The sequence below is a fragment of the Sphingobium boeckii genome, assembly GCF_014199215.1.
In the GTDB taxonomy this organism is placed as follows: Bacteria; Pseudomonadota; Alphaproteobacteria; order Sphingomonadales; family Sphingomonadaceae; genus Sphingobium_A; species Sphingobium_A boeckii.
The window spans coordinates 370,857-383,964 of sequence record NZ_JACIJC010000005.1 but is presented as its reverse complement, the minus strand read 5'-3'; the positions used below and the strand labels follow the sequence as shown (position 1 = coordinate 383,964).

Genomic DNA, 13,108 nt, shown 5'->3' with positions numbered 1-13,108 from the left:
TTTTCGCCACCTTGGATTGCCGCGTCGCTGCGCTCCTCGCAATGACGGAGGCATGTAATGTCATCACGCCCTAATAAGCCAGCGCCAGCCCATCCGCGCGCATTTCGCTGGCAGCGGCATAGACCCGCTCTGCGCCGCTCATCCGATGCTCGACGCACTGATAGCGTCCGAAGCCGCCATCCGATTCGCCCAGCGTCCAGCCCCGATCGATCAGCGCCTGTCTGGTCGCATCGGGAACGCCGCTTTCGAGCCGGAGCAGGCCCAGCGGCCCCATGCCCGGCGAATCTTCGCCCATCGCCTGAGACGACCCCTCATGATGCCAGCGCGGCGAGTCGCCCGCGGCCTGAACGTCCAGACCATAATCCACGCGGTTCACGATGATCTGCGTCTGTCCCTGCGGTTGCATATCGCCGCCCATCACGCCGAATGACAGCCAGGGCGCGCCGTCCTTGGTGGCGAACCCCGGAATGATCGTCTGGAACGGGCGCTTGCCCGGCGCATAGAGATTGGGATGGCCGTCCTTAAGCGAAAAAAGCTGACCGCGATCCTGAAACATGAAGCCGAGCCCGTCCGCCACCAGCCCCGATCCCATGCCGCGAAAATTGGACTGGATCATCGAGATCATCATGCCAGAGGCATCGGCCACCGTGAAATAGGTGGTGTCGCCCTTGCTGGGTGCCTGCCCCGGACGGACCGACGGATTGATCCGCTGCGGATCGATCAGTCTCGCGCGCGCCTCAGCATAATCTTTCGACACCAGCCAGGCGTTCGGCACATCGGCGAAATCCGGATCGGCATAATAACGCGCGCGGTCTTCATAGGCCAGACGCTTGGCCTCGATCTGGAGATGGATGGATTGCGCGGACTGGAATCCCGCGCCGCGCATGTCGAATTGCTCGATCATGTTGAGCATCTGGAGCGTCGCGATGCCTTGCGTATTCGCGGCCAGCGCATGGACGTCCACGCCGCGATAATTGGTCGCAAAGGGCTGGCTCCATTCGGACCTATGCGCGGCCAGATCGGCGCGGTCGATCCAGCCGCCGATCCGCTTGAAATAGGCGTCAACCGTCTTGGCGATCGGCCCCTCATAATAAGCGTCGCGCCCGCCCTGTGCGATCATGCGATAGGTGCGCGCCAGATCGGGATTGCGGAAAATCTCGCCAGCCCTCGGTCCCTTGCCGAAGGTTTTCACGGCATTGGCGGTCTCCTCTATGCCCATGCCGGGTTTCAGGAAATTGGCCATGGCGCGGCGCATATAATGGCTGATGATGTCGGGCACCGGCACGCCGCCCTCGGCATAAGCGATGGCGGGTTCGAACAGTTCGGCCCATTTCAATTGTCCGTAGCGCTGATGCAGCGTCCACCAGCCATCCACCGCGCCGGGCACAGAGACGCTGAGCGCGCCATAAGCCGGGAGCGCACCGCCCTTGGCGCGCGACCGCACCGTCTCCAGGCTCAACCCGCGCGGCGAACGCCCCGATCCGGCCATCCCCACCACTGTCTTTGCGGCGGGATCCCACAGCATCGCATAGACATCGCCGCCAATGCCGCAGGCGGTCGGCTCCAGAAAACCGAGACAGGCATTGATCGCGATGGCGGCATCCACCGCCGATCCGCCCTTCTTCAGGATTTCGATTCCCGCCAATGTCGCGAGCGGCTGGGAGGTTCCGGCCGCGCCCGATCGTCCGTAAACGGCGGAGCGCGAAGCGAAGCTGGCGCCCACCGGCCGATCCCCACCGCGGACATCGGACCGGGTGAAAATCTCGTCGCCCGCTGGCTGGAACGCTGGCCTCGGTTCGGCGGCAGAGAGCGCTGCCGGTCTGAGCGTGGCGGCAGCGGCAACCGCGGGGGCGGCGGCGAGGAAAGTGCGGCGGCGCATGGCGAATCTCCCTGAGTGATCACTCAAGGTGTAAGGCAATGCGCCGCCCTATCAATGCGCCGTTGGCTAAAGTCCCGTCGCGCGGAACTTCAATCCGCTATGGGTCTTGGTGCAACTGGTATTGCCATATTCGATCGCGAGCGAGACGCTGGCGAGCGCCGGCAAATCGACCACGCGTTCGATCGACAGATTATAATTGTCGAAGATTTTATCGTCGGCCGACGCGAACAGACCGCCGTCGAGATTGAGGCGCAGCCATGCGGTGTTGTTGACGTTCGATTTATCCCCGCCCCGATGCCAGGCGGACACCGCCACCCTGGTCGCACGGACGAATGGGCCGGCGACCAGAGCATCCACGCCCTCGTCGCCAAATTCCTTGGTTTCCCCAGCCGCGATCGCGATCGCTTCCCCTGCCATGTCATTGTCTCCCACTGATGAGAGCCAAGGCTAGCGGGGGCGCGGCCCGATGACGCTTTAAACATCCTCCGTTTCGGCGCAAACTCGCATGAGCCTGCACCGAAACGGAGTGGGTTCAGCGAGTCAGTTTCTTGTAAGCCAGCGCGGTCGGGCGATCGGCTGCATCGCCCAGGCGGCGGCGCTTGTCTTCCTCATAAGCTTCGAAATTGCCCTCGAACCATTCGACATGGCTATTGCCTTCGAAGGCGAGAATGTGCGTGGCGAGGCGATCGAGGAAGAAGCGGTCGTGGCTGATGACCACGGCGCAGCCTGCGAAATTCTCGATCGCTTCTTCCAGCGCGCGCAGCGTCTCGACATCGAGATCGTTGGTCGGCTCATCGAGCAGCAGCACGTTGCCGCCGGTCTTGAGCATCTTGGCGATGTGCACGCGGTTGCGTTCGCCGCCCGAGAGCTTGCCGACATTCTTCTGCTGATCCGCGCCCTTGAAGTTGAACGCGCCGACATAAGCGCGCGTGCTCATGTCCTGCTTGTTCACCTTCATATAATCGTGGCCCTCGGAGATTTCCTCCCAGACGTTCTTGGCCGGATCGAGATGATCGCGGCTTTGATCGACATAGCCCAGACGCACGGTCTCGCCGAGTTGGAGCGTGCCCGAATCCGGCTGCTCCTGGCCGGTGATCAGCTTGAACAGCGTGGATTTACCCGCGCCGTTCGGCCCGATCACACCGACGATGCCGCCGGGCGGGAGCAGGAAGGAGAGATTTTCGAACAGCAATTTGTCGCCATAGGCCTTGGAGATGCCATTGGCCTCGATCACCTTGCCACCGAGGCGCTCGGGCACCTGGATGATGATCTGTGATTTGCCGGCGCTGCGCGTCTCGCTCGATTCGACCAACTGGTCGAAGGCCTTGATGCGCGCCTTGCTCTTGGTCTGGCGGCCCTTGGTGCCGGCCCGGATCCATTCCAGCTCGTCCTTGATCGCCTTCTGGCGGCTCTGGTCCTCGCGATCCTCCTGCTCGAGGCGCTTCGCCTTCTTTTCGAGATAGGTCGAATAATTGCCTTCGTAGGGGAAATATTTGCCGCGATCGATCTCGAGGATCCATTCCACCACATTGTCGAGGAAATAGCGGTCATGCGTGATCATCAGCACCGCGCCGGCATATTCCTTCAGATGGTTTTCCAGCCAGTTGACGCTTTCGGCATCGAGATGGTTGGTCGGCTCATCGAGCAGCAGGATGGAAGGTTTCTGGATCAGCAGGCGGGTAAGCGCGATACGGCGCTTTTCGCCGCCTGAAAGGCTGTCCACCGGCCAGTCGCTGGGCGGGCAGCGCAGGGCTTCCATCGCGATCTCGAGCTGATTGTCGAGGCTCCAGCCGTCGACGGCGTCGATCTTGCCCTGAAGCTCGCCCATTTCCTCCATCAGCGCGTCGAAATCGGTATCGTCCTTGGGATCGCCCATTTCGGCCGAGATCGCATTGAAGCGGTCCACCAGATCGGCGGTTTCGCGCGCGCCATCCTTCACGTTTTCGAGCACGCTCTTATTGGGATCGAGCTGCGGTTCCTGCGGCAGATACCCGACGGTGATATTCTCGCCCGGCCAGGCTTCGCCCGAGAAATCGGTGTCGATGCCCGCCATGATCTTCATCAGAGTCGATTTGCCGGCACCGTTGGGGCCGACGATGCCGATCTTGGCACCCTGATAGAATTGCAGGTTGATGTTGCTGAGCACCGGCTTGGGGGCGCCGGGGAAGGTCTTGGTCATGTCTTTCATGACAAAGGCGTATTGTGCGGCCATCGGCGCGAAACTCCGTCGATAAGATAGTGCTGGGATTTGGGCGTTCCCCTAGCGGAGAGGCCGCGGATTGGCAAACCCGGCCGCGCTGCTTAAGCCCTCCCCCATGAAAAAGCTGATCCTGCTCGCGCTCTGCGCCTCCACCGCGGCCGTCGCCGCCCCCGCCACCCCCGAAGCGCTGCGCGACGCCGCGCTGAAGGACGATGTCGCTTGGGAGATCACCGAGGGGCTGACCACCGAAGTCGGTCCGCGCCTGGCGGGCACCGAGGCCGAGGCGCGCGCGCGGGCATGGTCCGCCAAAAAGCTCAAGGCGCTCGGGTTCAGCAATGTGCGCATCGAAACCTGCGACATGCCGGTGTGGCGGCGCGGCGCGGAAAGCGGGGAGATCATCGCGCCCTTCCCCGCCCGGCTGGCGCTGACCGCGCTCGGCAACAGCGCGGCGACACCCGCCGGGGGACTGGAGGCCGAAATCGTCTATTTCCCGACGCTGGCCGATCTGGAAGCCGCCAAGGACGGCAGCCTCAAAGGCAAGATCGCTTTCGTCAGCCATGCCATGCGCCCGACGCAGGATGGATCAAGCTATGGTCCCTTTGGTCAGGCGCGCCGCATCGGCCCCAATATCGCCGCGCAAAAGGGTGCGACGGCGATTGTCATCCGTTCGATCGGCACGGATCATCATCGCAATCCCCATGCGGGCAATACCGCTTTCGCGGCGGGCGTCACGCCCATTCCCGCCGCCGCGCTCTCGATTCCCGATGCGGAGAATCTGGAACGCATCCTGGCGCGTGGCAAGCCCGTGCGGATGAAGCTGCTGCTCACGCCCACCTTCGATGCCAGGGGCCAATCGGGCAATGTGATCGCCGAAGTGCCGGGCAGCGATCCCAAGGCGGGGATCATCGTGATCGGCGGCCATCTGGATAGCTGGGATCTGGGGACGGGCGCGATCGACGACGCCACCGGCGTGGCCATCACCGCCGCTGCCGCCAAACGCATCATGGCTGCCGGACAGCCGCGTCGCACGATTCGCGTGGTCTGGTTCGGGGCCGAGGAAGTCGCCGGCTGCGGTGGCCCGTCTTATTACGAACGCCACAAAGCGGAACGCCATGTGCTCACCGCCGAATCGGATTTCGGCGCAGACCGGATCTGGAGCGTCACCGCCAAGCTGGGCGCGGGCGCCAAGCCGGTCGAAGCCCGCCTGTCCAGCGTGCTCGCGCCGCTCGGCATCGCCTTTGAAGCCGGCGAAGCCCATGGCGGCGCTGATATCAGTCCGCTGGTCGAGGCCGGCGTTCCCGTGATCGATCTCCATCAGGATGGAACGCGCTATTTCGATCTGCACCACACGCCTGACGATACTTTGGACAAGGTCGATCCCGAAGCACTGCGCCAGAATGTTGCGGCATGGACCGCAATGCTCGCCATTGCAGCAAATGCCGCCGAGGATTTCGGGCGGGTCGAATAGTGAACTTCACTTTATCGTTGACCGTGCAGGATTCGCCGCTAATTGAAGTCGCTCGCGTCGGCATTCGGGCCGGTCCGCGAACACTTTGCTTGGGAGCAAATCGAATGAAGAAAATGTCTTTCGTTCTCGCTGCCGCCGGCCTGATGACACTGGCCGCCTGCAACAAGCCTGCTGAAAACGCTGCTGAGAACGCTGCGGATAACGTCGAAGCCGCTGCTGAGAACCTCAGCGACGTTGCTGAGAACATCTCCGAGAACGCAACGGATGCAACGACCAATGCTGTCGAAGCAACCGCAAATGCGATCGATAACGTTGCTGCGAACACCGCAAACGCAATGTAATTCCCGCTCTGTCGGCTTCGGCTGACGGAATGGTAAAGGAAACGGGCAGGCCGAGAGGTCTGCCCGTTTTCTTTTGTCTACCGATTTGGTGGACCCTCAGGCCGCCACGGCTGGCATCGCGCGTGCTTTCCCTGCGCCTCGGTGCCTGTCATGATCCCCGCTCCCGTATCTGGAACGGACGGTTCTATGACCCAATGCAGCCTCGACCGCCTGATCTTCACGCCCGATCAGGTCGATCTCTCGCGCTCTCCGCTGGCCGGCCATCTCGCCGTCGAAACCTATGTGCTCGGCGCGTTCAATCCCGGCTTCACGCGGATGCCCGGCGGCAATCTGCTGATGATGGTGCGCGTGGCGGAAGCGCTCAAGATGCCGATCTTTCATGGCAAGGTTCATGCGATCCGCTGGGACGACGGTGCCTACAAGCTCGACGCCTGGCCCCTGTCCGCCGCCGACACGTCCGATCCGCGGCAATTCACGCTGCACGGCGGCGAATGGAAAGTGATGGCGCTCACCTCGCTCTCCTGGCTGCTCCCGGTCGAACTGACGCCCGATGGGCTGGAGGTGGTTGCCGTCCATTATGACAAGGCGATCGCCCCGCACGCGAGTTTCCAATGTTACGGGATCGAGGATGCGCGGATAAGCCGGGTCGACGGTCGCTATCTGATGACGACCTGTTCGGTCAGCCCCGAACGGCATTCGACCACGCTCTACAGCTCGATCGATGCGCTCCACTGGACGTTCGAGGCGATCGTGCTCGATCATCAGAATAAGGATATGCTGGTCTTCGAAGGGCTGATCGAGGGGCAATATTGGGCGCAGACCCGTCCGCTCGGCCATGTCTATTTCGCTTATCCACCGGGCAGCGACTGGCGTGCCGGGCCATCCATCAACCTGGCGACGTCACCCGATTCGCTTCACTGGCGCCCCCATCTCCATCCGGGCATCCGCCCCCATGCGGCCACGGTGGCCACCGCGCGCATGGGCGGTGGCGCGCCGCCGATCCTGACGCCGGAAGGCTGGCTTTCGCTGTGGCATGGGGTGGAGCCCAATGGCGGCGTGGGCATTTACCGCACCTATTGGTCGTTGCTCGACGCCACCGATCCGTCGAAACTGATCCGCACCAGCCATATGCCGCTGCTCGAAGCCGCGCCCGCGCTTACCGCGCCGCTGGCGGAGCGCATGTATCTGCATGATGTGGTGTTCACCACCGGCATCGTCGATGCGGGCGATCATTATATCGTGGCCTCGGGCGAGGCCGATCTGGCCTGCCGCATCAGCCATATTCCGAAATCGGCCTTTGCGGGATAGAACGGGGATACCCCCTCCCCCGCCCCTTCATATCTGATATGGGGCGCTGATGGATGACCTTGAAACATTATGCGTGCGCGCCCGCGAATGGCGACAAGACGGGCTTGCCCTGGCCACGGTAATCTCCACCTGGGGTTCCGCACCGCGGCCCAAGGGCAGTCATATGCTGGTCAATGCCGATGGCCGGTTCGAAGGATCGGTTTCGGGCGGCTGCGTCGAATCGGATGTGCTTCAGGCCGCCGCCGATGCGATCGCCGATGGCGTCAGCCGCGTCAGATCCTATGGCGTCGCCGATGATGATGCCTGGGTGGCTGGGCTGCCCTGCGGCGGCGAGATCAGCGTGCTGGTGCAACCCGTGGGCGAGGCCGGTTTTCCGCCCGCGCTGTTCGACGCCATCGCTGCCGCGCGCACGGCGGGCCAGCGCTTTCCCGTCTCGACCGATCTGGCGACGGGCCTGAGCAAAACAGGCGCGACACCAGGGCAATTCATCAATGATTATCTGCCCCCCCGCCGTGTGCTGATCGTGGGCGCGGTGCAGATCGCCCAGTCGCTCGCTCCTTTGTGTCGCGCGATCGGGGTGAGCCCGGTGCTGATCGATCCGCGCGGCCGGTTTCTCACCGAGGAACGGTTTCCCGGCGTCACGCTCGACGATCGCTGGCCCGATGACGCCATCACCGCCTTTGCGCCCGATGCGGCGACCGCGGTGATCACGCTCAGCCATGATCCCAAGATCGACGATCCTGCGCTGATTGCGGCGCTGACGGCGCAGACCGGCTATATCGCCGCACTCGGATCGCGCAAAAGCCAGGCCGCGCGGCTTGAACGCCTCGGCGCGCTCGGCTTTTCGGCTGCGGATCTGGCGCGGATCGACGGTCCCGCCGGTCTCGATATCGGCGCGGTCGGCCCCGCTGAAATTGCGCTGTCGATCGCGGCCGGCATGATCCAGGCGTTTAATGATCGCGGCTGACCGCACCGTCGCCATCCTGCTCGCCGCGGGACGGTCCGCGCGGTTCGGGCAAGACGACAAGTTGCTGACGCCATTCGATGGCCGCCCGCTGGCCTGCCATGCGGCGGCGATGCTCGCGGCGGCAGGGTTCCAGGCGTTGATCGCCGTGTGCGTGCCCGAATCGCCGCTAGCTGAGATGCTGACGGCCATGGGGTTCAGGGTCGTGCCGGTCTCTGTGGCTGATGCGGGCATGGCGCAATCGCTGGCCGATGGCATGGCTGCGGCGCAGACGTTCGATCCCGATGCGGTGCTGGTGCATCTGGCGGACATGCCGATGGTGACCATCGCTCACATCGAAGCGCTGCGCGACTCGCATGATGGCGGAGCCGATGCGATCACAGCCTCGGCCTATGGCGGCACGCCGATGCCACCCGCCCTCTTCGGCCGCGCGCATTTCACGGCACTGCGCCAGCTTCGCGGGGATGCCGGCGCGCGCGCGCTGCTGAACCGCGCCACGCTGGTTCGGGCAAGCGCGGCGATGCTGAAGGACATCGACACGCCGGACGATCTCGCCAGCTAGCCATTTCGGATTTTTCCGCATTATCGCCTTGGCAGTTGGATCGAAATGCGGTCTTCTTCGTCTGTTTATGCGCAAGCCATAAAAATCGAGGGCCAGATGACAACCGAGGACTTTAACAGGGTCTCCCGCAGGACAATCCTGGGAGCCAGCGCCGCCATTTGCGCGGCACCCGCAGCAACAGCCGCCGTGCCGGCCTCCGCTGCCAAGAAGCCCGGTGCGCAAGGCCTGCTGCCCGTCACCCTCAAGGTGAATGGCAAGCATCTGCACCTCGATCTGGATCCGCGCACCACGCTGCTCGATGCCTTGCGTGAGCATCTGCGGCTGACCGGCACCAAGAAAGGCTGCGACCACGGCCAATGCGGTGCGTGCACCGTCATCGTCGAAGGTCGCCGCATCAATAGCTGCCTCACGCTGGCCGTGATGCACGATGGCGAGTCCGTCACGACGATCGAAGGGCTCGGCACGCCCGAAAAACTGCATCCGATGCAAAAGGCGTTCGTGGTGCATGATGGCTATCAATGCGGCTATTGCACCCCCGGCCAGATCTGCTCCGCTGTGGCCATGCTCGACGAGATCGCGGCCGGCCTGCCCAGCCATGTGACTGCGGATCTGGACAAGGTGCGCTTTTCCGATGCCGAGGTGCGCGAACGGATGAGCGGCAATATCTGCCGCTGCGCCGCTTATTCAAATATCGTCGCCGCCATCCGCGACGTGGCGGAGCAGGACGCATGAAGACTTTCACGTATGAACGCGCGACAAGCCCCGCCGCGGCCGCCAGCGCTGCCGCCGACCGTCCCGGTGCCCGGTTCATCGCGGGCGGCACCAATCTGCTCGATCTGATGAAGCTGCAGATCGAGACGCCCGCGCATCTGATCGATGTCAACCGGCTGGGGCTCGACCGGATCGAGCCGACCGATGAGGGCGGCCTGCGCATCGGTGCCCTCGTCCGCAACAGCGATCTGGCGGGGGATAAGCGGGTGCGCAGCGATTATGCCGTGTTGAGCCGCGCCTTGCTCGCCGGCGCGTCGGGCCAGCTCCGCAACAAGGCGACCACCGCAGGCAATCTGCTCCAGCGCACGCGCTGCCCCTATTTCTACGACACCACAAAGCCCTGCAACAAGCGTAAGCCCGGCAGCGGCTGCGCTGCGATCAAGGGGTTCAGCCGCAATCTGGCGATCATGGGCACCAGCGACGCCTGCATCGCCACCCATCCCTCGGACATGGCCGTCGCGATGCGCCTGCTCGACGCGCAGGTGGATACCGTATCCCCCGATGGCACCAAACGCATCATCCCGATCGCCGATTTTCATCGGCTGCCCGGTGAGACGCCCCATCTCGAAAGCGCGCTCGCGCCCGGCGAATTGATCGTGTCGGTGACGCTGCCCAAGCCGCTCGGCGGCACGCATGTCTATCGCAAGGTGCGCGATCGCGCATCCTATGCCTTTGCGCTGGTGTCCGTCGCGGCGGTGTTCGGCAAGAATGGCGAAGCGCGTTTCGCCTTTGGCGGACTCGCGCCCAAGCCATGGCGGGTGGATGCTGCGGACGCCGCAGCGAAAAACGGCGCGGGTGCCGTGGCCGAAGCCGCGCTCGCCGGCGCGTCGGTCACCCGGCACAATGCGTTCAAGAAAGATCTGACCGCGCGCACTTTGGCGTCCGTCTATGCCCAGGAGGCCCGGCCATGAAATTCGATCAGCCCGCCACCCTCAATCCAATCGATCGCGGCCGCGTGATCGGCATCGCGCACGATCGCATCGATGGCCCCGCCAAGGTCACCGGAACGGCGCCTTATGCCTATGAACGGCATGATGTCGCGCCCAATGCGGCTTATGGCTGGATCGTCGGATCCGCCATCGCCAAGGGCAGCATCAGCGCGATCGACACGCGCGCGGCTGAAGCCGCGCCCGGCGTCTTCGCCGTGGTCACGCATGAAAATGCCGGGCCGCTGGGAAAAGGCGAGATGAACACCGCGCATCTGCTGGGCGGGCCGCGGATCGAACATTTCGATCAGGCGCTGGCCTTGGTGGTCGCTGGCACGCTGGAGCAGGCGCGTGACGCCGCCAGGCTGGTGCGGATCGACTATGCCCGTGAAGAGGGCCAGTTCGAGCTGGCGGCGGAAAAGGACAAGGCGGTCAAGCCGCCGGTCTCCTGGGGCACCCAGCCCGATTCCGCCGCGGGCGATTTCGATGCAGGGTTTGCCAGTGCGGCCGTCAAGATCGACCGCACCTATACCACGCCCGATCATAGCCATGCGATGATGGAGCCTCATGCGTCCACTGCCGCCTGGCTGGGTGGCCGGCTGACATTATGGACCTCCAATCAGATGATTGCCTGGGCGGTCAAGGAACTCGCGCTCACGCTCAAGATGAAACCCGAGGATATCCATGTGATGTCGCCCTATATCGGCGGCGGCTTCGGATCGAAGCTGTTCCTGCGCGCAGACGCGGTGCTGGCGGCGCTCGGCGCGCGCGCTGCGGGCCGGCCCGTCAAGGTGGCGATCGCCCGGCCCCAGATTCCCAACAATACCACGCACCGCCCCGCCACGATCCAGCGCATCCGCATCGGCGCGGACAAGAATGGCGTGATCGACGCGATCGGGCATGAAGTCTGGTCCGGCGATCTGCCCGGCGGCGGCATTGAAAGCGCGGCGATGCAGACCCGGTTGCTCTATGGCGGCAAGAACCGGATGACCGCGCACCGGCTCGCCGTGCTCGATCTGCCGGAAGGCAATGCCATGCGCGCGCCGGGCGAGGCCGTCGGCCTGCTCGCGCTTGAAGTCGCGATGGACGAGCTGGCAGAAAAATGCGGCGTCGATCCTGTGGAGCTGCGGATCCGCAACGATGTGCAATATGATCCCGAAGTCGGGCCGAAGCGCCCGTTTTCGAGCCGGAAATTGATCGAATGCCTGCGCCAGGGGGCAGATCGCTTCGGCTGGTCAAAGCGCAATCCCAAGCCCGGCCAGGTGCGCGACGGGCATTGGCTGGTCGGCATGGGCGTGGCCGCCGCTTTCCGCAACAATATCGCGTCCAAATCGGGCGCGCGCGTGTCGGTGGATGGTAAGGGTCAGGTCACGGTCGAGACGGATATGACCGATATCGGCACGGGCAGCTACACGATCATCGCGCAGACCGCAGCGGAAATGCTGGGCGTGGCGATGGAGGCGGTCACGGTCCGTCTGGGCGACAGCAAATATCCGGTATCGGCCGGCTCGGGCGGGCAATGGGGCGGCAATAGCTCCACCGCGGGCGTCTATGCCGCGTGCATGGTTTTGCGCGGCATCCTGGCGCAGAAAGCCGGCTTCAATGCCGAGGACGCCGAATTCGAAGATGGCATGATCAAGGCCGCGGGCAAGGCTATCCCGCTCAAGCAGGCCGCGGGGCGCGATGGCGCGTCCGCCGAAGACAAAATCGAATTCGGTGATCTGAGCAAGCGCTATGCCCAGGCTACCTTCGGCGCGCATTTCTGCGAAGTGGGCGTCGATATGCACACGGGCGAAACCCGCGTGCGCCGGATGGGCGGCGCTTTTGCCGCGGGGCGGATCCTCAATCCCAAAGCGGCGCGCAGCCAGGTGATCGGCGCGATGGCGATGGGCGTGGGTGCGGCGCTGATGGAGGAACTGACCGTGGACACGCGCTTCGGCTATTTCGTCAATCACGACATGGCCGAATATCAGGTGCCCGTTCACGCCGATATCCCGGAGCAGGATGTGTTGTTCGTCGATGAACTCGATGACAAATCGTCGCCCATGAAGGCCAAGGGTGTCGGTGAACTCGGCATTTGCGGCGCGGGCGCGGCGGTGGCCAATGCGATTTATAACGCGTGCGGCGTGCGGATCCGCGATTATCCGCTGACATTGGACAAGGTGATCCGATCGCTGCCGGCAGCCTGACCGGCGCAGGACGAAGAACGCTTGGGGGGAGGTTTAACCATGGCTGAGCCGGGCCGCGCCGTGCGGGCGGATTATCCCGCCTTTCGCACGATCACGACGCGCTGGATGGACAATGACGCCTATCGCCACGTCAACAATGTGGTCTATTATTCCTTCTTCGACACCGCGGTGAACCAGATGCTGATCGACGCCGGGGTGCTCGATATCGCGCACAGCCCGGCGATCGGCCTGGTCGTGGAAACCGGGTGCCGCTATTTCGCGCCCATCGCCTTTCCCGATCGGGTCCATGCCGGCGTGCGCGTGGCGAAGCTCGGCACGTCGAGCGTGCGCTATGAGATCGGGCTGTTCCGCGGGGATGAAGATCGCGCCTCGGCCGAGGGCTTTTTCGTCCATGTCCATGTCGATCGCGAGACCAACAAAAGCTGCCCCATCCCCGAAGCAACCCGCGCATTTCTCACCACGCTGCAGATCTGACGCGGAGCCGCGCCCGCATTGGGAAT

General features: G+C 63.9%; 12 protein-coding genes. 9 read left to right on the top strand and 3 right to left on the bottom strand.

Translation table 11 applies throughout. The features are described 5' to 3' along the window. Positions 1-70: 70 nt before the first annotated feature. From FHS49_RS16400 to ettA, 3 genes are all read right to left on the bottom strand, one after another. Positions 71-1,879, bottom strand: a complete 1,809-nt coding sequence (locus tag FHS49_RS16400) for a gamma-glutamyltransferase family protein (RefSeq protein ID WP_184020614.1) — start codon at positions 1,877-1,879, stop codon at positions 71-73. A gap of 66 nt (positions 1,880-1,945) precedes the next feature. Beyond that, positions 1,946-2,296, bottom strand: a complete 351-nt coding sequence (locus tag FHS49_RS16395; RefSeq protein ID WP_184020612.1) for a hypothetical protein — start codon at positions 2,294-2,296, stop codon at positions 1,946-1,948. 115 nt (positions 2,297-2,411) lie between these two features. Continuing rightward, positions 2,412-4,091, bottom strand: a complete 1,680-nt coding sequence (gene ettA / locus FHS49_RS16390; protein ID WP_184020610.1) for an energy-dependent translational throttle protein EttA — start codon at positions 4,089-4,091, stop codon at positions 2,412-2,414. A gap of 103 nt (positions 4,092-4,194) precedes the next feature. Between ettA and FHS49_RS16385 the strand changes: the two genes are divergently transcribed. The 9 genes from FHS49_RS16385 (at position 4,195) to FHS49_RS16345 (ending at position 13,082) form a co-directional block, all read left to right on the top strand. Beyond that, positions 4,195-5,547, top strand: coding sequence for a M20/M25/M40 family metallo-hydrolase (locus FHS49_RS16385; protein ID WP_184020608.1), 1,353 nt, complete (start codon positions 4,195-4,197; stop codon positions 5,545-5,547). A 104-nt stretch (positions 5,548-5,651) separates the two neighbouring features. After that, on the top strand, positions 5,652-5,888 hold the full coding sequence (locus FHS49_RS16380; protein WP_184020606.1) for a hypothetical protein: 237 nt from the start codon (positions 5,652-5,654) through the stop codon (positions 5,886-5,888). Between the two features lie 186 nt (positions 5,889-6,074). Then, positions 6,075-7,196: a glycoside hydrolase family 130 protein gene (locus FHS49_RS16375; RefSeq protein WP_184020604.1), complete on the top strand. Its 1,122-nt coding sequence runs from the start codon at positions 6,075-6,077 to the stop codon at positions 7,194-7,196. 49 nt (positions 7,197-7,245) lie between these two features. Then, complete coding sequence (locus FHS49_RS16370) at positions 7,246-8,163, top strand: XdhC family protein (protein ID WP_184020602.1); 918 nt, start codon at positions 7,246-7,248, stop codon at positions 8,161-8,163. Beyond that, positions 8,150-8,722, top strand: coding sequence for a nucleotidyltransferase family protein (locus FHS49_RS16365; RefSeq protein ID WP_184020600.1), 573 nt, complete (start codon positions 8,150-8,152; stop codon positions 8,720-8,722). The genes FHS49_RS16370 and FHS49_RS16365 overlap by 14 nt, the downstream gene beginning before the upstream one ends. Positions 8,723-8,818: 96 nt before the next feature. Continuing rightward, positions 8,819-9,454, top strand: coding sequence for an aldehyde dehydrogenase iron-sulfur subunit PaoA (gene paoA, locus FHS49_RS16360; protein ID WP_184020598.1), 636 nt, complete (start codon positions 8,819-8,821; stop codon positions 9,452-9,454). Further along, entirely contained in the window at positions 9,451-10,404 is a 954-nt protein-coding gene (locus FHS49_RS16355) for an FAD binding domain-containing protein (protein WP_184020596.1), read from the top strand. The genes paoA and FHS49_RS16355 overlap by 4 nt, the downstream gene beginning before the upstream one ends. Beyond that, positions 10,401-12,608 carry an aldehyde oxidoreductase molybdenum-binding subunit PaoC gene (gene paoC / locus FHS49_RS16350; RefSeq protein ID WP_184020594.1) on the top strand — a complete coding sequence of 736 codons (2,208 nt, stop codon included), beginning with the start codon at positions 10,401-10,403 and terminating at the stop codon, positions 12,606-12,608. The genes FHS49_RS16355 and paoC overlap by 4 nt, the downstream gene beginning before the upstream one ends. Before the next feature lie 39 nt (positions 12,609-12,647). Next, a complete protein-coding gene (locus FHS49_RS16345; RefSeq protein ID WP_184020592.1) occupies positions 12,648-13,082 on the top strand; it encodes an acyl-CoA thioesterase in 435 nt (144 codons plus the stop codon). The last annotated feature ends 26 nt before the right edge of the window (positions 13,083-13,108 follow it).